21 protein-coding genes and 1 pseudogene are annotated in these 19596 nt (G+C 65.5%); 7 read left to right on the top strand and 15 right to left on the bottom strand.

Annotated elements, in window-relative coordinates; translation table 11 throughout:
- Window positions 1–120: 120 nt before the first annotated feature.
- From ASC79_RS02085 to glyA, 8 genes are read right to left on the bottom strand one after another with little or no spacing between them, the layout of a single operon-like run.
- Complete coding sequence (locus ASC79_RS02085) at window positions 121–585, bottom strand: hypothetical protein (RefSeq protein WP_056018987.1); 465 nt, start codon at window positions 583–585, stop codon at window positions 121–123.
- 41 nt (window positions 586–626) lie between these two features.
- Window positions 627–1640 (bottom strand): thiamine-phosphate kinase, encoded by a 1014-nt coding sequence (thiL, locus tag ASC79_RS02080; protein ID WP_082531893.1) that lies wholly within the window; start codon window positions 1638–1640, stop codon window positions 627–629.
- Window positions 1576–2034 (bottom strand): transcription antitermination factor NusB, encoded by a 459-nt coding sequence (gene nusB, locus ASC79_RS02075; RefSeq protein WP_056018981.1) that lies wholly within the window; start codon window positions 2032–2034, stop codon window positions 1576–1578. The genes thiL and nusB overlap by 65 nt, the downstream gene beginning before the upstream one ends.
- Window positions 2031–2495 (bottom strand): 6,7-dimethyl-8-ribityllumazine synthase, encoded by a 465-nt coding sequence (gene ribH, locus ASC79_RS02070; RefSeq protein ID WP_056018978.1) that lies wholly within the window; start codon window positions 2493–2495, stop codon window positions 2031–2033. The genes nusB and ribH overlap by 4 nt, the downstream gene beginning before the upstream one ends.
- A gap of 30 nt (window positions 2496–2525) precedes the next feature.
- Window positions 2526–3116, bottom strand: coding sequence for a riboflavin synthase (locus ASC79_RS02065; protein WP_056018975.1), 591 nt, complete (start codon window positions 3114–3116; stop codon window positions 2526–2528).
- Window positions 3117–3767: a RibD family protein gene (locus ASC79_RS02060; protein ID WP_056018972.1), complete on the bottom strand. Its 651-nt coding sequence runs from the start codon at window positions 3765–3767 to the stop codon at window positions 3117–3119.
- Window positions 3757–4230 (bottom strand): transcriptional regulator NrdR, encoded by a 474-nt coding sequence (gene nrdR, locus ASC79_RS02055; RefSeq protein ID WP_056018969.1) that lies wholly within the window; start codon window positions 4228–4230, stop codon window positions 3757–3759. Before nrdR ends, ASC79_RS02060 begins: the two co-directional genes overlap by 11 nt.
- Before the next feature lie 42 nt (window positions 4231–4272).
- On the bottom strand, window positions 4273–5562 hold the full coding sequence (gene glyA, locus ASC79_RS02050; RefSeq protein WP_056018966.1) for a serine hydroxymethyltransferase: 1290 nt from the start codon (window positions 5560–5562) through the stop codon (window positions 4273–4275).
- Window positions 5563–5749: 187 nt separating this feature from the next.
- On the opposite strand from glyA, the gene ASC79_RS02045 reads away from it, so the two are divergent.
- Window positions 5750–6181, top strand: a complete 432-nt coding sequence (locus ASC79_RS02045) for a MucR family transcriptional regulator (protein WP_056018963.1) — start codon at window positions 5750–5752, stop codon at window positions 6179–6181.
- A gap of 112 nt (window positions 6182–6293) precedes the next feature.
- Here the strand turns inward: ASC79_RS02045 and hemA are convergent, their stop codons facing one another.
- The 5 genes from hemA to ASC79_RS02020 all read right to left on the bottom strand — a co-directional run bounded on the left by hemA (window position 6294) and on the right by ASC79_RS02020 (window position 11527).
- Window positions 6294–7523 (bottom strand): 5-aminolevulinate synthase, encoded by a 1230-nt coding sequence (gene hemA / locus ASC79_RS02040; RefSeq protein WP_056018960.1) that lies wholly within the window; start codon window positions 7521–7523, stop codon window positions 6294–6296.
- 150 nt (window positions 7524–7673) lie between these two features.
- Window positions 7674–8570 carry a 3-hydroxyisobutyrate dehydrogenase gene (gene mmsB / locus ASC79_RS02035; RefSeq protein WP_056018957.1) on the bottom strand — a complete coding sequence of 299 codons (897 nt, stop codon included), beginning with the start codon at window positions 8568–8570 and terminating at the stop codon, window positions 7674–7676.
- A 9-nt stretch (window positions 8571–8579) separates the two neighbouring features.
- Window positions 8580–9299, bottom strand: coding sequence for a class I SAM-dependent methyltransferase (locus tag ASC79_RS02030; RefSeq protein ID WP_056018951.1), 720 nt, complete (start codon window positions 9297–9299; stop codon window positions 8580–8582).
- A 45-nt stretch (window positions 9300–9344) separates the two neighbouring features.
- A complete protein-coding gene (locus ASC79_RS02025; RefSeq protein ID WP_056018948.1) occupies window positions 9345–10391 on the bottom strand; it encodes an enoyl-CoA hydratase/isomerase family protein in 1047 nt (348 codons plus the stop codon).
- Window positions 10388–11527 (bottom strand): isobutyryl-CoA dehydrogenase, encoded by a 1140-nt coding sequence (locus ASC79_RS02020; RefSeq protein WP_056018945.1) that lies wholly within the window; start codon window positions 11525–11527, stop codon window positions 10388–10390. The genes ASC79_RS02025 and ASC79_RS02020 overlap by 4 nt, the downstream gene beginning before the upstream one ends.
- A 105-nt stretch (window positions 11528–11632) precedes the next feature.
- Here ASC79_RS02020 and ASC79_RS02015 point away from each other — a divergent pair, with 105 nt between their 5' ends.
- Genes ASC79_RS02015 through ASC79_RS02005 form a run of 3 tightly spaced genes read left to right on the top strand, consistent with a single transcriptional unit; the run spans window position 11633 to window position 13496 of the window.
- Window positions 11633–12112 (top strand): hypothetical protein, encoded by a 480-nt coding sequence (locus tag ASC79_RS02015; protein WP_056018943.1) that lies wholly within the window; start codon window positions 11633–11635, stop codon window positions 12110–12112.
- Window positions 12109–13116: a porphobilinogen synthase gene (gene hemB / locus ASC79_RS02010; RefSeq protein WP_056018940.1), complete on the top strand. Its 1008-nt coding sequence runs from the start codon at window positions 12109–12111 to the stop codon at window positions 13114–13116. The genes ASC79_RS02015 and hemB overlap by 4 nt, the downstream gene beginning before the upstream one ends.
- On the top strand, window positions 13113–13496 hold the full coding sequence (locus ASC79_RS02005; protein WP_056018937.1) for an NUDIX domain-containing protein: 384 nt from the start codon (window positions 13113–13115) through the stop codon (window positions 13494–13496). Before hemB ends, ASC79_RS02005 begins: the two co-directional genes overlap by 4 nt.
- A 103-nt stretch (window positions 13497–13599) precedes the next feature.
- Here ASC79_RS02005 and ASC79_RS02000 read toward each other — a convergent pair whose 3' ends face one another.
- Entirely contained in the window at window positions 13600–14454 is an 855-nt protein-coding gene (locus ASC79_RS02000; RefSeq protein WP_056018934.1) for an NAD(P)-dependent oxidoreductase, read from the bottom strand.
- Window positions 14455–14538: 84 nt separating this feature from the next.
- Between ASC79_RS02000 and ASC79_RS01995 the strand changes: the two genes are divergently transcribed.
- Together ASC79_RS01995 and ASC79_RS01990 are read left to right on the top strand one after the other, a co-directional pair.
- Window positions 14539–15444: a flagellar motor protein MotB gene (locus ASC79_RS01995; RefSeq protein ID WP_056018931.1), complete on the top strand. Its 906-nt coding sequence runs from the start codon at window positions 14539–14541 to the stop codon at window positions 15442–15444.
- Between the two features lie 88 nt (window positions 15445–15532).
- Window positions 15533–16346: pseudogene (locus tag ASC79_RS01990) on the top strand (arginyltransferase); the annotation flags it as partial.
- Here ASC79_RS01990 and ASC79_RS01985 read toward each other — a convergent pair.
- Complete coding sequence (locus ASC79_RS01985; protein WP_056018925.1) at window positions 16317–18671, bottom strand: arylsulfatase; 2355 nt, start codon at window positions 18669–18671, stop codon at window positions 16317–16319. The pseudogene ASC79_RS01990 and the gene ASC79_RS01985 sit on opposite strands and share 30 nt — an antisense overlap.
- Before the next feature lie 340 nt (window positions 18672–19011).
- On the opposite strand from ASC79_RS01985, the gene ASC79_RS01980 reads away from it, so the two are divergent.
- Complete coding sequence (locus ASC79_RS01980) at window positions 19012–19554, top strand: DnaA ATPase domain-containing protein (protein WP_235528714.1); 543 nt, start codon at window positions 19012–19014, stop codon at window positions 19552–19554.
- Window positions 19555–19596 lie beyond the last annotated feature (42 nt).

Here is a 19596-nt window from a genome sequence, read left to right as displayed (position 1 = left end):
TAGAGCGCCGTTGATCCGCCGCTCCTTATTGATGTTCACGACGTTGCCAGTTGTGACGGGCACACGCAACGCCCCGTTGACCACGGTTACGCGGCGGGAGGCGTCTCGATGTCGCGAAAGCTAGGGTTGAATCTCGGCGCGCGGAGCGCTCGCGCCCGGCTTGGGCAGGCCGCGCCGCTGCTTTGGGGTCTGCGAGCTGATGACGACGCTCTTCACGTCGCTGCCCGCGATCGCGACCGCTTCGCGCTGGTAAGCCGCGATCAGACGCGGCCCGTCCACCGAGGCGAAGTCATTGGGTCCTGCGAAGGACGTGCGATGTCCCAGACGCGCCAACGCGTCTCGGAAGTAGGGTTCCTTGCCGCGCCACTTGGATGCGTTGGCGCTTGCGGTGAGGTTCACGCGGATGGCCACGAACACGTAGTTCACCAGCCGCCCTTCGGCGACAATCGGCATCGCCACAGGGAAGACGTCGACGTACTGCCCGACTGGCGCATCTTTCGACGGCTCATCGGCCTTCTTCGCGGCGTACGCCGGCTGGGCGACGGCGAGCGCGAGCAGACTGGCGATGACAGCGCGTCGGATCATGATCCGACTATACCGCGAACCCGTTTCCGGAAGCTTTCGCTTCAGACGTGACGCCAGCCGCCCGGCCCCGCTGCGACATCTCGGCCGCCGACATGAACCGCCACGCCCTCCCCCGTCGTCACCTCGCCGATCTGCGTCAATCCTGGGAGGACCTCGGGTCCGGTGCAGACGATCTCGTAGTCGTCACCGCCGGAGGCCAAGGCGAGCAAAGCTTGTGAACGGTCTGGCTGCATATCGAGCCACGCTCTGGCGGCCGCCGACATGGCCATCACGTCAAGATCGAGGCGCAACTTGACGCCGCTCGCCAAGGCGATGTGGCCCGCATCGGCGATCAGCCCGTCCGAAACGTCTGCCGCGGCGGTAGCGCCAGCCAGCAACACATCTCGCAACGCCAAGCGGGGCGTCGGCAGCCGGAAGCGACCCGCGAGGTAGCCGTCAGGATCCGGCGTCTCGCCGAGTGCGGCGCTCAATCCAAGCCAACCATCGCCGATTGGACCCGAGATCATCACGAGATCGCCAGGTCGCGCACCGCTCCGACGCACCATTCGCCCGGCGGGAACCCAGCCCAGCATCGTCAGGGAAACGGTGAGCGGACCTGGGGTCGACACTGTGTCTCCGCCCAGCAGCACCAGCCCGAAAGCCTCGCCATCCTCCGCCAGGCCCGCAGCGAACCGCTGACGCTTGCTCCACCCGAACCCCTTCGGCCAGGCGGTGGCGAGGAAGTAGCCGTAGGGCTCAGCGCCCTTGGCGGCGAGGTCGGAGAGGTTCACCCGCAGCAGCTTGCGCGCCACGAGCTCAGGAGCTTCATCAGGCAGAAAATGGACCCCCTCGACCATCGCGTCCTTGGTGACGACGAGGTCATAGCCAGGACGCGAAGGGATCACCGCGGCGTCGTCGAGAAGATCGAGCGCCTCAGGCGCGCCCCGGGTCAGAGTACGATAGAGGCGTGCGATCTGCCCGAACTCGTCGGGCAGATCGTCGGTCGGCTCGTCAGCCGCGGACATCGCGGGCCACTGCGTCCAACGCCCCGTTGACGAACCCGGCCTCCGGGCCATCGAAGAAGGACTTGGTCAGCTCGACATACTCATCGATCGCGACTTCCGTCGGCACGTCAGGCCGATGTGAAAGCTCGAAAACTCCCGAGCGGAGAATCGCCCGCACGGTGGCGTCCAGGCGTTCCAGTCGCCAGTTGGCGGCGAGCCGCTTGACCACGGCGGCGTCGATCTCGCGCTGATGCCCGACAACGCCACGCACCAGATCGGCAAAGAACGCCTCGTCGGCGGCGGCCAAGGTCGCGCCTTCGCCTTCAATGTCGCCTTCCAGCGTCCGGTCGAAACGATGGTCGGCGAACTCGCGGATCACCGCCTCGACGCCGACGCCCGACACCTCCATCTGGTAGAGGGCCTGGATCGCGGCGAGACGTGCGACGGAACGTTGGCTGCGGCTCATCGGTCCTGTCCGAGCAGTTGACGCTTGAGACCGATCATGGCGAACGCAGCGCGGGCAGCGCCGCCGCCCTTGTCGCCTTCGCTGGCCCTGGCGCGAGCCCAGGCCTGATCATCGTCCTCGACGGTCAGGATGCCGTTTCCGATCGCCAGGCGCTTGCCGACGGTCAGGTCCATGATGCCGCGCGCCGACTCATTCGAGACGATCTCGAAGTGATAGGTCTCGCCGCGGATGACCGTCCCCAACGCGACATAGCCGTCATAGCGCTTGCCGGCCGGCCCCTGGCCGCCCTCTTCCGCAATTGCGATCGCACCGGGAATCTCGAGCGCACCGGGCACGCTGATGACGTCGTACTCCGCGCCATGCGCGGTGATGACGTCGGCGGCGGCCTTCAGCATCTCGTCGGCCAGATCGTCGTAGAAACGGGCTTCGACGATCAGGATGCGAATTTTATCTTCGAGCATGGGGCTCCAGTCTCTGTTTGGAGGGACCCTTTAGGCCGTTTCTCGCCAGCGGGCGAGATAGCGAGCGAGCATGTCGATCTCAAGATTGACCTTCGCACCGGCTTTCAGCCGCCCAAGCGTGGTCACATCCCAGGTGTGGGGGATCAAATTCACACCAAAAACGTCGTCCTCGACCTCGTTCACCGTCAGGGAAACGCCATCAACGGTGATCGAGCCTTTCGGCGCGATGAAGCGATGCAAAGGCCTGGGAACGCGGATCTTGACGCGATGCGATCCGCCTTCGGATTCGACCGACACCACTTCGCCGACCCCGTCGACGTGACCGGAGACGATGTGACCTCCAAGCTCGTCGCCAACCCGTGCGGCGCGCTCGAGGTTGATCCCATCGCCTTCCTTCCACGCGCCGAGCGTGGTGAGGCTGAGCGTCTCGCCGGAGACTTCGACGGCGAACCAGTTGTCGCCCTTCTCCACGATGGTCAGGCAACAGCCGGCGTGACTGATGGAAGCCCCCATGTCGATCGTCGACAGGTCAAAGCTGGTCTCGACCTCGAAGCGGAGGTCGCGATTGGTTTCGCGGACGGCGCGCAGCCGGCCCACATCGGTGACAATGCCGGTGAACATTCAGATCCTCTCGTAACGCTCCCAGAGGTCGTCGCCGACCTCGCGGATTTCAATTCTGCGTAGCCGTGGCGCTTCGCCCAGCGCGCTAAGCGCCAGCGCACCGATCCCAGGCCGCCCTTCCCCGCCGATGACCATCGGCGCTCGGAACCACTCGATCCTGTCGACCAGGCCGCAGCGCAGAAAGCTCCCGGCCACCTGCCCGCCGCCCTCGACGAACAAGCGCCGCAGCCCTTCTCTTGCTAGCGTTTCCACGACATCACGCAACTCGGGGCGCGCGTCGCCGACCGCATGGACCTGCAGGACCCTGACCCCGGCGTCCAGAAGACGGTGTTCAGGCGCGGCCGCGGTGATTACGTAGGTTGGGATGTCGCGGGCGGTCGCCACCAGCTTGCAGCCGTCGGCCAACCGCTGGCGGCTGTCCAGCACCACCCTCGCCGGCTGCGGCCCGTTCCAGCCATCAAGCCGCACATTCAACTCGGGATCGTCCGCCAGCGCGGTTTCAACGCCCACCAGGACAGCGTCATGCTCGGCGCGCAGACGGTGGACGACCTCGCGCGCCTGCGGGCCCGTAATCCACCGGCTCTCGCCAGTCGCGGTGGCGATGCGACCGTCAAGCGAGGTCGCCAGCTTGAGGGTGACGCTAGCGCCCATCCTCGTCGCCATCGCTCAGGCCTTCTTCGCCCAGGAAAGTGGCGAATTCACCGGCCTCGCGGAAGTCGCGATAGACCGAGGCGTAGCGGACATAGGCCACGTCATCGAGGCCCTTAAGGTGCTTCATGATGAGCTCGCCGACGGCCGACGATGGCAGTTCGGTCTCGCCCATGCTCTCCAACTGACGCACGATGGTCGAAATCATCTTCTCGATCCGGTCGGGCTCGATCGGACGCTTTCGCGTCGCCAGGCTGATTGAACGGGCCAGCTTGTCGCGGTCGAACGGCGCGCGCCGGCCCGAACGCTTCACGATGGTGAGTTCGCGCAACTGGACCCGCTCGAAGGTCGTGAACCGGCCTTCGCATTCCGGACAGAGACGACGACGACGAATAGCCGCCCCGTCTTCCGACGGGCGGCTATCCTTCACCTGACTTTCGGCGTGGCCGCAGAACGGGCACCGCATGATCTAGCCCCTTCCGGCAAACCAGACCCCTAAATACAGGGACTAGCTGTAGATGGGGAAGCGTTTCGTCAACGCCAGCACTTCGTCGCGGACCTTGGCTTCTACAGCGCTGTTGTCACCGCCTTGGGCCAGACCATCGAGGACCTCGCCGATCCAGGTCCCGACCTGACGGAACTCTCCCGGACCGAAGCCGCGTGTCGTGCCCGCCGGCGTACCGACGCGCAGGCCCGAGGTCTGCATCGGGGGCAGCGGGTCGAACGGGATGCCGTTCTTGTTGGTGGTGATATGCGCGCGCTCCAGCGCCACCTCCGCGTCCGAACCGGACACGCCCTTGGGCGTCAGGTCGACCAGCATCAGGTGGCTGTCGGTGCCGTTGGAGACGATCTTGAAGCCGGCGGATTGCAGGCTGTCGGACAGCGCGCGGGCGTTGTCCACGACCTGGCGGGCATATTGCTTGAACTCAGGCTTCAGCGCTTCGCCGAAGGCGACGGCCTTCGCGGCGATCACATGCATCAGCGGGCCGCCCTGCAGGCCAGGGAACACCGCCGAATCGATCTTCTTGGCCAACTTCTTGGAGTTGGTCAGGATCATGCCGCCGCGCGGACCGCGCAGGGTCTTGTGCGTCGTCGTCGTAACGATGTCGGCGTGCGGGAACGGGTTCGGATAGACGCCGCCTGCAACCAGGCCCGCATAGTGGGCGATGTCCACCATCAGGAGAGCGTCGACGCTGTCGGCGATCTCCTTGAAACGCGCGAAGTCGATGTGCCGGCTATATGCCGACCCGCCGGCGATGATCACCTTGGGCTTTTCGGCCAGAGCCACCTCTGCGGCCATGTCGTAGTCGATCAGATGATCCTGCTGGCGCACGCCGTAGGCGACTGGACGGAACCACTTGCCCGACTGGTTCACGTTCTTGCCGTGGGTCAGGTGCCCGCCGGCCGACAGATCCATCCCCATGAAGGTGTCGCCCGGGCTCATGGTCGCCATGAACACCGCCTGGTTCGCCTGGCTGCCCGAGTGCGGCTGCACGTTGGCGAACTCGCAGCCGAAGATCTGCTTGGCGCGATCGATGGCGATCTGTTCAGCGATGTCGACCACTTCACAGCCGCCATAGTAGCGCTTGCCCGGATAGCCTTCGGCGTACTTGTTGGTGAGGACCGAGCCCTGGACCTCCATCACCGCCTTGGACACGATGTTCTCGGACGCGATCAGTTCGATCTGGTCCTGCTGGCGCTTGAGCTCGCCCGACAGGACGGCGGCGATGTCCTTGTCGGTGTCGGCGACGCTGGACGAGAAGAAGGCGTCTGCGGGGGTCTGTGCGTGGACGGTCATGGGCGGGCCTTTCGGGAAATCAGGGAGGCGGATGGGGGCTGAGCGCCTCGTGTGCGCTCTTTAGCGCCATCGGACCGACGATCCAACGGCATGGAACGATCTTCTGTGTGCGGCGTTGCAACCCTCACGGAGGGGCGCGCGCTTGCGCAGCCGCTTCGCTTGTCATTGCGTTCTCAGGGGGACCTGAATGAGTATTGAAGCCGAGCCCGAAGTCCGATCGGGCGAGGAATTGATGCGGCTTGGCGCCGACATCGTCGCCGCCTACGTCAGCCGTAACGCCGTCGCCGCCGACGCAGTGCCGGAAATCATCAGATCCGTCTATGGCGCGCTCGAAGGCCTGAGCAAGGGCCCCGCGCCGATTCCCGAAGAAAAGCCGCGGCCCGCAGTGCCGATTGGCCGCTCCATTCAGCACGACTACATCGTCTGTCTTGAAGACGGCAAGAAGCTGAAGATGCTCAAGCGCTACCTGCGCTCGCGATACGACATGAGCCCGGAAGACTATCGCCGGCGCTGGGGTCTGCCTCCGGATTATCCGATGGTCGCGCCGGCCTATGCGGCGCGCAGATCCGACTTCGCCAAGCAAATCGGGCTGGGCAGAGGCGTCCGTCGCGGAAAATAGACGGGGCGGCAGCGCCGCCCTTACTTTGATTTGATCAGCGAACCCGCAGGGTCTCCGAAGAATTCGAGTTTAGGCGGGGAAAGCCCCGCCCGGCGTGGCGGCAAGGACGAACCTATGCCGCCTGCCCGCCGACGCGGGCGACGTTGCAGTGGACCCAAAGCTTCTCGAGCGCGTCAGCCAGGGCGTCCATCATCTTGTCCGTGTGGGCCGGCGACGGCGTGAAGCGCAGTCGCTCGGTGCCGCGCGGCACGGTCGGATAGTTGATCGGCTGCACATAGATCCCAAAATCGCTCAGCAGGATGTCCGAGATCATCTTGCAGTGGACGGGATCGCCCACGAGAACCGGCACAATGTGGCTGACCGAAGGCATGACCGGGAGGCCGGCCTTCTCAAGGCGAGCCTTGAGCGCGGCGGCGCGCTCCTGATGGGCTTCACGGACCTCGTTGTGGTCCTTGAGATAGCGGATCGAGGCCACGGCACCAGCAGCGAGAGCCGGCGGGATAGAGGTCGTGAAGATGAAGCCGTCAGCATAGGAACGGATTGCGTCCACGATCACCGCGTCAGCGGCGATGTAGCCGCCCATTACGCCGAACGCCTTGCCCAACGTGCCTTCGATGATGTCGATCTCGGCCATCACGCCGTCGCGCTCGGCCACGCCCGCGCCGCGGGGACCGTACATGCCGACAGCGTGCACCTCGTCGAGGTAGGTCATCGCGCCGTACTTCTTCGCCAGCGCCACGGTGCCCGCCATGTCGGCGATGTCGCCGTCCATCGAGTAGACGCTTTCGAAGGCGATCACCTTCGGCGCATCGGCCGGCGCTTCAGCCAGCAGTTGCTCGAGGTGCTCCAGGTCGTTGTGGCGGAACACCCGGCGTTGGGCGCGGCCGCCAGCACGGATGCCGGAGATCATTGAATTGTGGTTCAGCTCATCCGAGAAGATGATCAGGCCCGGGAGGATCTTGTAGAGCGTCGACAGCGAGGCTTCGTTCGAGACGTAGCCCGAGGTGAACAGCAGCGCCGCTTCCTTGCCGTGCAGGTCGGCGAGCTCGTGCTCCAGCTCGACATGGTAGTGCGTGGTGCCGGAAATGTTGCGGGTGCCGCCCGAGCCGGCGCCGGCTTCGTCGATCGCCTGGTGCATGGCGTCCGTGACAATCGGGTTCTGGCCTTGGCCGAGATAGTCGTTGGAACACCAGACCACGACGTCGGATTGACCGCCGTCCGGACGCGTCCAGGTCGCCTGCGGGAACTGCCCGCGGTGACGCTTCAAGTCGGCGAACACCCGATATCGGCCTTCCGAACGAATCTGTTCGAGGGCGGTGGTGAAGGCGTTCTTGTAATCCATCGACTTGAATCCACCCGAGGCGTTCGACGATCTCGCGCCGCGGAGCGGTCCCCTTGCAATTGGCCGGGCTTATCGCGCCGCGTGCTTCGATTGTCTACAATTCGTCATACGGAATCGACCAGATTTCGCCAACGAACCATCGCGTTGTGATCAGCGTTGCAGTTCGTCTAGCCGACCGCGCAGCATCTGCAGAACTCCGGAAAAGTCCGTAGTGCCAAATCCGAGGCGATCAAATAGGGCATAGAGTCCCTCCGCCTGGGCGCCCATCGGCGCCGCCGCACCGGCGGTCGCGGCCGCCTGTTGGGCTAGTTTCAGGTCCTTCAACATCATGGCGGTGGCGAATCCACCCTCGTAGCCGCGGTTCGACGGCGCGGTCTCCACGGGCCCCGGCCACGGATAGTAGCTGGTGATCGACCAGCACTGCCCAGACGACTTCGAAGCGATCTCGAAGAAGCGTTCGGGGTCGAGGCCGAGCTTTTCGGCAAGCGCAATCGCCTCGCAGACCCCGATCATTGAAATGCCCAGGACCATATTGTTGCAGATCTTGGCCGCCTGCCCCGCCCCATGGTCTCCAGCCCGGATTACCGCCCGCGACATCGGCTCGATCGCGCGCTCGACCTCGGCGAAGTCCGCTTCGTCGCAACCGACCATGAAGGCCAGCGTCCCGGCGTCCGCGGCGGCAGTGCCGCCGGAGACCGGCGCGTCGGCGAACCGGAAGCCTTGAGCCCGCGCCTGTTCGGCGACGGCACGGGCGCTGTCGACGTCGATGGTCGAGCAGTCGATGAGCAACGCGCTCTTCGGAGCGTGCGGAAGGATGTCCTCGGCGTAGACCTTCCGCACATGCGGCCCGGCCGGCAGCATGGTGATCACCGCATCGGCGTCCTTGACCGCCTCGGCGACGGACGCGGCGGGCGCGCAGCCCGCCGCCTTCGCGCGTTCCAGCGCCGGAGCGGAGAGGTCGAAGGCCGCGACTTGCCGCCCGGCCTTGGCCTGGTTGGCGGCCATGCCGCCGCCCATGTTCCCCAGTCCGATGAACGCGATACGCATGGCGGGTCCTTAGTTAGGCTTCTGGAACTTGTAGACGAACTGGTCGGTCTTGCCGCGGATCGAGGCGTCGAAGACGTTCGCGGTCAGAGGATCAGATGAATTGCGGACCGCATTGTTTTCACTGACGAACTTAAATCCTGCGGCCTCGACTTCGCGCTTTACGACGGCCGGGTCGATCCGGTGCAGCGTGTCGGCCACGTCGACCGGCGAACCAGGCGCCGCGGCATGGTCGATGATCAGCAGCGTCCCGCCCGGCTTGAGGGCGTTGAACAGCGCCTTGTTGGTCGCCGGAACGTCCAGGTTCAGGCGCTTGAGATGGAAGTCATGGTAGTTTTGCGCCGTGAAGAGCAGGTCGACCGGCTCAGGAAACGCCAATCCGCCCGGGTTCAAGGCCACCACCTCGACATTGCCCTTGGCCGCGGCCTTGGCCTTTTCCAGGTCCGCGGCGGGAACGCCGGCATAGACCTTGCCGGTCGGACCGACGGCGGCGCTCAGAAGGCGTGTGAAATAGCCGCCGCCAGGCAGCAGCTCGGCGACCTTGTCGCCGCTCTTAACGCCTGTGAATTCAAGTATTTCCGCCGGCTTCCGGTCGGCGTCACGCGCCCTGTCGGCATCGGTGCGGTTGGCATCGGCAACTGCCGCAACAACGTTAGCCGGCGGCGCTGCATGCGCCCCCGAGATGGACAGCATCAGGGCCGCGCTGGCGGCTAGCAACAGTTCGCGCTTCATACCGTGTCCTCCCTCGGCGGCTCCGTCGCGGACCGCCGTTATCTGTCAAGGTAGAGGCGACCACTCCTCAGCGGAAGGAAGCGGTGCGAAAATCTCGTCGAGCATGGCTTCGGTGACGCCCTCGGCTTCCGCCGGGTTCCAGCGGGGGGCGTTGTCCTTGTCGACGATCACGGCGCGCACGCCCTCGATGAAGTCGTGGCGCTGCACGACACGGGCGCCGATGCGGTACTCCATCGTCATGTTTTCGGCGAAGGACTCCATCTTCCTGCCGAGACGCAGCTGACGCAGGGCCACCTTCATGGTCTGCGGCGACTTGGTCCCCATGACCTTCAGTTGCTCGTCCGCCCACTCGGTCCCGGCCGCCTTCAGCCGCGTCAGGATTTCCTCCAACGTGTCGGCGCCGAAGATCCTGTCGATCTCATCCTGATGCGCCGCCAATGGGGGCCGGCCTGCATCTCCTTCAAACTCGGTCAGCAAGCCGTCGATGGCGGCCGGATCGGCGACGATCGCCGCCTTCAGCGCCTCGATCTTGTCGCTCTCGACGAAGTCGGTGGCGACCCCGACCAACTCGCAATCGGCCGCCTTGATCCGCCCGCCGGTCAGGGCCAGCCAGGTTCCGATGTGGCTCGGCATGCGCGGCAGGAACCAGCCGCCGCCCACATCGGGGAAGAGCCCGATGCCGGTCTCCGGCATGGCGAAGGTCGTCCGCTCGGTGGCCACGCGATAGCCGGCCGGCATGGCCAGACCCACGCCGCCGCCCATGGTGACGCCGTCCATAATCACCACCACCGGCTTGGCGTACTCGAACAGCAAATGGTTCAGCCGGTACTCGATAAAGAAGAACTCGCGCGCCTCGCGGCCATCGCCAGCGCCGCTCTCAGCCAGCATCCGGATGTCGCCGCCGGCGCAGAAGCCCCGCTCGCCGGCATGGTCGAGCAGCACCAGCTTGACCGCAGGGTCATGGCGCCAAGCCAGCAGCGCCTCGCTCATGGCCGTGCACATGGCCGTCGTCAGCGCGTGCAGCGCCTTGGGCCGGTTGAGCGTGATGCGGCCGACGTCTCCCTCGATGCGGATCAGGACTTCATCGGTCATTGCCGGAACATCTCCCGGGCGATGATCACCCGCATGATTTCGTTGGTGCCCTCGAGGATCTGGTGGACCCGCAGGTCCCGCACGACCCGCTCGAGCGGATAGTCCTTGAGATAGCCGTACCCACCATGGAGCTGGAGGGCCTGATTGGCGACCTCGAACCCGGCGTCCGTGGCGAACCGCTTGGCCATGGCGCAGTACTTGGTGGCCTGCGGATCGCGATTGTCCAGCGCATGCGCCGCGCGGCGCACCATCAGACGCGCAGCCTCCAGCTCCGTCGCCATGTCGGCGATCTTGAACTGCAAGGCCTGGAAGTCGGCGAGCTGCTTTCCGAACTGCTTGCGCTCGCTCATGTAGGCCTGGGCCGTATCGAGGGCGAAGGCCGCGCCGCCCAGCGAGCAGGAGGCGATGTTCAGCCGCCCGCCGTCGAGCCCCATCATAGCGAAGCGGAAGCCCTCGCCTTCCCCGCCGATCCGATTCTCCACCGGCACGCGCACGTTGTCGAAGTTGACCTGGGCGGTCGGCTGCGCATTCCAGCCCATTTTCCGTTCCTGGGCCCCGAAGGAGAGACCGGGCGTCCCGTTCTCAACCACGATGGCCGAGACGCCCTTGGCGCCCGCCTCGCCGGTCCGCGCCATGACCACATAGAGATCAGAGACGCCGCCGCCCGAAATGAACGCCTTGGAGCCGTCGAGGACGTAGTGATCTCCCTCCAGGCGCGCGGTGGTGCGCAGCGCGGCCGCATCCGACCCCGAGCCCGGCTCGGTCAGGCAGTAGCTGGCGATCAATTTCATCGTGGTGAGTCGCGGCAGGTACTTCCGGCGCAGATCATCGGCCCCGAACCGGTCAATCATCCACGACGCCATGTTGTGGATGGTCAGATAGGCCGCCACGGACACGTCACCGTAGCTCAGGGCCTCGAAGACGATCGAGGCGTCCAGCCGCGTCAGGGCCGAGCCGCCGACGTCCTCGCCGATGTAGATCCCTGCGAACCCCAGCTCGGCGGCCTTGCGCAGCACGTCCGTCGGAAAGTGCTTCTCCTCGTCCCACTGGGCAGAGTTGGGGGCAAGTTCGGCCTCGGAGAACGCCCTTGCAGCATCCTGTATTGCGCGCTGATCGTCGGAGAGGGTGAAATCCATTCGCTCGAACCCAGGTTTGAGAGGCTGACTTGAGCAAGTCGCTCCGCTGGCGCAACCTGTCAACGACGTGGCGCGCGGGGGCGCGGCTTTCTCGGGGTCTTTTGCATGACGGACCAAGCGGTCGAAGGACGCGTCGGCGAGTCGGCGCGCAATCTCGCCTTCATCAACTACGCCTTGCTGTTCGCGGCGATCTTCTTCGCTGGCGTGCCCGCGTTGATCGCCGCCATCATCGCCTACTCCCAGCGCGACGAGGCGCCGCCCAAGATCGGGTCGCACTACAACTTCCAGATTCGAATCTTCTGGGTGGCGTTCGTGATCGCGCTGGCGGCCGGCGTCTGCTTCCTGGGCGCGGTCATCAGCATCGCTGGCGAACTGTTCCAGGTCACCCGGCTCGAGGGCTGGAACATGCCCGACCAGGTGCGGGTCAATCTGTCCGACGTGACAGTCGACCGAACGCTGATCGCGCTGATCGCCGGCATGGGCCTGTTTTCGGCCATTGGCGGGCTCTGGTTGATCTTCGCGCCGGCCCTGGGCTTCATCAGGCTTGCGTCGGCGCGGGGGATGGGTCACAGCGCGCGCTCATGAGCATACCCCCACTCGCCGCCTACCCCGCCCTGCGTCTCCGCCGCTTGCGCCAGGCGGACTGGGTCCGCCGCCTGGTCCGCGAAACCGTCCTCACCCCCGCCGACCTGATCTGGTCGATGGTGGTTCACGAGGGCGAAGGCGAGGTTCCGGTGGCCTCGATGCCCGGCGTCTCGCGGCTCTCTGTCGACCTCTGTGCGAAAGCCGCGGTCCAGGCGCGCGAGCTTGGTATTCCGGCCATCGCCATCTTCCCGCACATCGACGGCGCCAAGAAGGACGCCGTCGGCTCCCTGGCCGCGGATCCCAACGGCGTCGTCTGCCGGGCGGTCCGGGCCATGAAGGAGGCCGCGCCAGAGGTCGGGATCATGTGCGACGTGGCGCTTGATCCATTCACCGACCACGGCCACGACGGCGTCATCGAAGGCGACACGATCGCCAACGACGCCACCATCGACCGGCTGGTCGAGCAGGCGCTGGTCCAGGCGCGGGCCGGCTGCGACATTCTCGCCCCGTCGGACATGATGGACGGCCGTTGCGGCAAGCTGCGCGCGGCGCTGGAGGCCGAGGGCCTGCAGGACGTGATGATCATGTCCTATGCGGCCAAGTTCGCCTCGGCCTTTTATGGCCCCTATCGCGACGCCATCGGCTCGGGGAAGCTGGGCACCGCCGGTCCGGCCGACAAGAAGACCTATCAGATGGACTCGGCCAACGCCGAGGAAGCGCTGCGCGAAGTCGCTCTCGACATCGCCGAAGGCTCCGACATGGTCATGGTCAAGCCGGGGATGCCCTATCTGGACATCGTTAGCCGCGTGGTCCGCGAGTTCAACATGCCGACCTTCGCGTTCCAGGTCTCGGGGGAGTACGCCATGATCATGGCCGCAGCCCAGAACGGCTGGATCGACGAGGAACGCGCCATTCTCGAAAGCCTGGGGGCCTTCAAGCGCGCCGGCGCCGCCGGGATCATCACCTACTTCGCTCCGCGCGCCGCGCGGATGCTGGGGGCGTGAAGGCCGTCGAGATCGTCGCCGGCGTCATCCGCGATCGTGGGGGCCGGGTTCTGACCGTGCGCAAGCGCGGCACGAGCTCGTTCATGCTGCCCGGCGGCAAGCGCAATCCCGGCGAGGCGGACATCGACACGCTCTCGCGCGAACTGGGCGAGGAGCTCGGTTGTGATCTGGTCAGCGCCCAGCACCTGGGCACCTACGATGCGCCAGCCGCCAACGAGCCCGACACTCGCGTCTATGGCGCGATCTACCTGGCTGAGGTCGCCGGCGGCGTCATGCCCAAGGCCGAGATCGAAGAGCTGCTCTGGATCGAACCGAAGGCGCCGCCCCGCGTGCGGCTGGCGCCGCTGCTGGAGCGGCAGGTGCTGCCGCGGCTAGCTTAGATCTAGTTGAAGGTCGTCGCCGGCCCCTCGGCGTTCAGCCGGTCCAAGATCGTCACCCAAAACAAGGAATGGCGATCAAGTTCCCCGCACTGCCTAAGTCAGTCTACTTCTCCAGCCGAGCCACGAGGCTGGACGTATCCCAGCGATTGCCGCCCATCTCCTGGACCTCCGCGTAGTAGCCGTCGACCAGGGCGGTCATGTCGAGCTTCGCGCCATTGGCCTGCGCCTCATCCAGAACCAGGCCCAGGTCTTTGCGCATCCAGTCGACCGCAAAGCCGAAGTCGAAGCGCCCCTCGCTCATGGTCGTCCAGCGGTTGTCCATCTGCCAGGATTGGGCCGCGCCCTTGGAGATCGCGGCGGCGACTTCCAGCGGGTCGAGCCCAGCCCGCTTGGCGAAGTGCATGCCCTCGGCCAGGCCCTGGACGACGCCGGCGATGCAGATCTGATTGACCATCTTGGTCAACTGGCCGGAACCTGGGCCGCCCATGAGGCGCGTCGCCTTCGCGAAGGCTGCGATGACGGGTTCGGCGCGGGCGAAGGCTTCGGCGTCGCCTCCGCACATGACGGTCAGCTGGCCGCTCTCGGCGCCGGCCTGCCCGCCCGAAACCGGAGCGTCCACGAACCAGCGTCCGCCCTGCGCGGCCAGCGCCGCCATTTCGCGGGCCACCTTGGCGGATGTGGTGGTGTGATCGACGATGATCCCGCCTGCGGCCATCGTCGGCAGCGCCTGGGCGACGACGCCGCGCACATCATCGTCATTGCCGACGCACAGGAAGACGATCTCCGCGCCATCGGCGGCCTCGGCGACCGTCGGCGCCGCCCGGCCGCGATGCTGGGCCGCCCAGTCCTGGGCCTTCTGGGGGCTGCGGTTGAACACCGCGACGTCATGGCCGGTCTTGGCCAGGTGGCCGGCCATCGGAAAGCCCATGACGCCCAGGCCCACGAACGCGACTCTCATTCCAACTTCCTTCTTAAGCTCAACGCCATCTTAACGGCTCCCGCGCAACTTTCCGGGAAATCAAGGCGACCGAGGTAGAACACCATGGCGATGGGCGAAGCGCCTATCTTGATCAAGAAGGTCAAGAAGGCCCACGGGCACGCCCACCACGGCGGCGCCTGGAAGGTGGCCTATGCCGACTTCGTCACCGCGATGATGGCCTTCTTCCTTCTGATGTGGCTGATCAACACTACAAGCCCTGAGCAGAAGCGCGGCATCGCCGACTACTTCGCCCCGGCCAGCGTTTCAGAGAGCACCTCCGGCTCTGGCGGAATCCTGGGCGGCACGGCCCTGGGCGACGACGGCGCCATGGCGGCCGGTTCGCAGTCGATGGTCGAGGAAATGGCGCCTGAGTCGCGCAATCCGAACGACGGGACCCAGACCGACGCCGCCAAGGAGATGGCGCGCGAAGCCTCGACCGAGGCGCTGCGCGAAGCCGTTCTCCAGCGCGAACAGGCCGCTTTCGCCTCGGCTGCTGCGTCGCTGCGCCAAGCGTTGCAGGACATGCCCGAGCTGGCCGAGCTTTCGAAGAACATCCTGATCGACGTCACGCCCGAGGGCCTGCGCATCCAGTTGGTCGACCAGGAAGGCCGCTCGATGTTCGCCAATGGCCGCACCGAACCCAACGACCGCGCCAAGCTGCTGCTGCGCGCCGTCGCCCGGGTGATCAACCAACTTCCCAACCGGATAAGCGTTTCCGGGCACACCAGCATGTCGCCGAACGGCGCCAAGGCCGATGGTGACTGGCAGCTCTCCGCCAACCGAGCCGATGCGTCCCGCCGCGTCCTGCAGTCGTCCGGGGTCGATCCCGACCGCGTCTATCAGGTTTCAGGCAAGGCCAACTCAGAACCGCTGTACCCTGACGATCCGACCCTGGCCGGCAACCGGCGCATCGCCATCGTGCTGCTGCGCGAGGCGCCTGTGCTGCCGCCGGATCATGGTCTCCAGTGAGGAGTTTTCATCGCTGACGCATGGGACCTTGCGCCCGAGCTTCCCATGACGCCTAATCGGTTCAGGCGCCCTGTTTTGAGAGCCGTCCGTGACGCAACACTTCCCGACGCGACAGCTCAGGTTCTTCCTGACCGCGCCAAGTCCGTGTCCCTACCTGCCGGACCGACACGAGCGGAAGGTCTTTGCACATCTGCCGCTGTCCGATGGGGCCACGGTCAATGACAGCCTGACCCAGGTCGGGTTCCGCCGCTCACAGAACATCGCCTATCGCCCAGCCTGCGAAAGCTGCTCGGCATGCGTATCGGCGCGCATCCCGGCCCGCGACTATGTCTTCTCGCGTTCCGAGCGCCGCGTGCTGGCCCGCAACGAAGATCTCGAGCGCCATCTGGTCGAGGCCGAAGCGACGATGGAGCAGTTCGACCTTCTCCGCCGCTATCTGACCACGCGGCACGCCGACGGCGGCATGGCCGAGATGACCTGGCCGGACTATGTCGCCATGGTCGAGGACACGGCGGTCCGCACCCACATCATCGAGTACCGGCTGCGCTCGAAGGACGGCGGCCCGGGCGACCTGATCGCCTGCGCCCTGGTCGATCTGATGAACGACGGGCTGAGCCTCGTCTACTCGTTCTACGACCCGAGCCTGGCCAAGCGCAGCCTGGGATCGTTCGTGATCCTGGACCACGTCGTCCAGGCCTGCCTGACACAGATCCCATACGTCTATCTGGGCTACTGGGTCCGCGGCTCAGAGAAGATGGACTACAAGGTCCGCTTCTCGCCGATCGAACTGCTGCGGCCCGAAGGCTGGTCGCTGATGTCGGCCCGCGACAAGGTGCGGCCGACGGACCCCTGAGGTCCGCCGGCCGGCGTGCTTACTGCCGCGCCATAGCGACCTTCAACCGTTCCTCGGCGGTCACGAGGTGGTCGTGGTCATCACCATTCTGGTCGAGCTGCACCCACGCGATCTCGCCGTTGAACTTGTTGCCGGTGACGCCGTACTCCGGCGAGGCAGGCGACCCGGTGTCGGCCCCGACGTCGCAGGCTTCGTCGGACGAATAGCCCATCGGTTGGGTCTTCTCGACGCGCCCCTTGCCGACCGGCTCGCCATCGTAGAACAGCGTGACGTCGCCGCCCTTGGCCAGGCCACCGCCGTCGTACTTGAACTCCATGCGAACCTGATGCTCGCCCGGTGAGATCACAGAGCCGGCGGCGATGATGTAGTGCTCGATACCGAAGAAGTTGAAGCAGTACTTCAACTTCCCATCCTTGAAATAGAGGGTCCAACCGCCGGCCTCGCCGCCCTGGGTGATGACCACGCCGCTGGCGGCGGCGTCCGGGATCGTCAGTTGGGCGGTCACTGAGTAGGACTTGTTCTTCAGGGCCAGCACGCACGACTCTGAAACGCGCATGCCTGGGAACAGCAACTGGCTGTCGCCGACGATCAACTGTGGCCGGCCGGCGATGTCGGGATTGACCCGTTCGAAACCGCGATCGTCCATCGGCACGACATTGTACTTGGTCGCCTCGATCAGCCACAAACGCTGGAGCTCGGCGAGTTTCTTGGGTTCCTTGGCCGCGAGGTTGTCGGACTGGGTCCAGTCGTCGGGACCGTAGAGCTCCCAGACGTCCTCGTCGAAGGGCGGCGGAACATCGGCCTTCCAGGGCGTGCGGTGTCGCGTGCAAGCGGTCCAGCCGTTGAGGTAGATGCCCCGGTTTCCCATCATCTCGAAATATTGCACCGTATGGATCTCGGCCGCCTTCGGGTCGGTGAAGGTCGGAGCCATGCTGACGCCCTCGAAGGGAGCTTGCGCGATGCTGTTCACGATCGCCGGCTCAGGCAGGCCGCAGACCTCCAGGACAGTCTTGGCGACGTCGATGACGTGATGGAACTGGTCGCGCACCTCGCCCTTGGCCTTGATCGTGCGCGGCCAATGGACGATCGCCCCGTTGCGAGTGCCGCCCCAGTGCGATGCGATCTGTTTGGTCCACTGATAGGGCGCGCAGAGCGCGTGCGCCCATCCGACCGCATAGTGGTTGTAGGCTGCGGGCGTGCCAAAGTCGTCGATCTTGCTAAGCAGGAACTCGGTGGTCTCAATGCCCGGCAGGCCATTGAGCGTGCACATCTCGTTGAAGCAGCCATTGATCGTGCCCTCGGCGGACGCGCCGTTGTCGCCGATGATCAGGTAGATCAGCGTGTCGTCCATGATCCCGAGGTCGCTCACCGCATCGAGCACACGGCCGATCTCGTGGTCGGTCTGCTCCATGAAACCGGCGTAGATCTCCATTTGCTTGGCCAGAACGGGCTTGAGATCCTCAGCCATATCCTCCCACGCGGGGATCTCGTCATGACGCTTGGTGAGTTGCGCGTCCTGGGGGATCACGCCCAGCGTCTTCTGCCGCGCCACTGTCTCTTCGCGCAGTTTGTCCCAGCCGCCGTCGAACTTGCCCTTGTACTTGTCCGACCAGGCCTTTGGCACGTGGTGCGGCGCGTGGGTCGCGCCCGGGGCGTAGTAGACGAAGAACGGCTTGTCCGGCATCAGCACCTTCTGCTGCCGAATCCAGGTGATCGCGCGGTCGGCGAGATCCTCGTTGAGGGTGTAGCCTTCCTCTGGCGTCTTGGGCGGTTCGACCGCCTTGGTGCCCTCATAGAGCCCTGGGTAGTACTGGTTCGCCTCTCCGCCGACGAAACCGTAGAAGTGCTCGAAGCCCGAGCCGGTCGGCCACTGAGTGAACGGCCCCATGGGCGAGACTTCCCAGATCGGGACCTCGTGGCACTTGCCGAACTGCGCGGTCGAGAAGCCGTTCAGCTTCAGGATTTCCGCCAGCGGCGCCTTGTCCTTAGGCCGCACGCCGCTGTTGCCCGGCGCCGAAGTGGCCATTTCGGTGATCGCGCCCATCCCGACCGAATGGTGATTGCGGCCGGTCAACAAGGCTTGGCGCGTGGGTGAACACAGGGCCGTTGTGTGGAAGCGGTTGTACTTCAGGCCGCCGCTGGCGAGCTTCTCGAAGTTCGGCGTGTGGCACGGGCCGCCGAATACCGAACTAGAGCCGAACCCCGCGTCGTCGATGAGAAAGATGATGACGTTCGGCGCCTCCTTGGGCGGCCGCAACGCCTTGATCGGCGGGTACTTCGTGTCCGGGTCCTTGGCGTCGTAGGTGGTCAGTCCCACGAACTTCTTGTCGGGAATCGGAAGGATCACACGGGAGATGTCGTCTTCGGCGGCCATGGCGAGGCTCCATTGATCAGGTCGGCAACATGCAGGAGGGGCCCCGCCCCCAGCCCTCCGGCGAAGACCTGAGGCGACCGTCCCATTCGCCTGCGGCCGGTTTCTCCAGCGAAATTGGCGAGTCATCCCCAAGCAGCGCCCTCGTCCAAGTCGACCGCGGCGGGCCATTTTGGTAAATTGCGCTCCTGTTTCAGTTGTCTGGACCTGGCGCATGACGCGGCAACTACGCCTGAGGCTCCGGCGCCCGGCTTCCTTCGCCCGGGACGAGTTCATCCGGGGGCCTTCGAACGCCCAGGCCATCGCCACCCTGGACGCGTGGCCTTCATGGCCAGGCGGAGCCATGGCGCTGATCGGTCCCACAGGCATCGGCAAGACGCATCTGGCCAGCGAGTGGGCGCAGCGGGCCGACGCGTTGGTGCTGGACCGCCTGGCCCCCGACGTGGCGGCGGCGGCCAATCGTGCGGTGCTGATTGAGGACGTCGATCAAGGGGTCGACGACGAGGCGCTGTTCCACCTGATCAACATGGCGGCGCGCGATGGGTGCGGACTGGTGGTGACCGCGCGTGAGGCTCCGACGGCCTGGCGAACGGGACTGCCCGATCTGCGCTCGCGCCTCAACGCCCTGTTCGTCGCCGAGATCGAGGAACCGGACGACGAGGTTCTGGAAGGCGTCCTAAGAAAATTCTTCCGGGAGCGGAGCATTCGCCCGCCGAAGGAGGTTTACCCGTATCTGCTTCGTCGCATGGAACGGTCAATTCCGTGCGCGCGCGAAATCGTGAAGCGGCTAGACGAGGCCGCCGATGATGAACAACGCCCTATTTCCCGCACACTTGCGCGACAGATTCTTGAAGATGATATGGAGAATCTTGACCTTTTCGAGTGATGACTTGCGGGACCTGATCGGCTGGTCCAGAACCGGCCCATG

The organism is Phenylobacterium sp. Root1290 (genome assembly GCF_001425305.1).
Taxonomy (GTDB): domain Bacteria; phylum Pseudomonadota; class Alphaproteobacteria; order Caulobacterales; family Caulobacteraceae; genus Phenylobacterium.
This window is presented reverse-complemented; position numbering and strand designations above follow the sequence as displayed.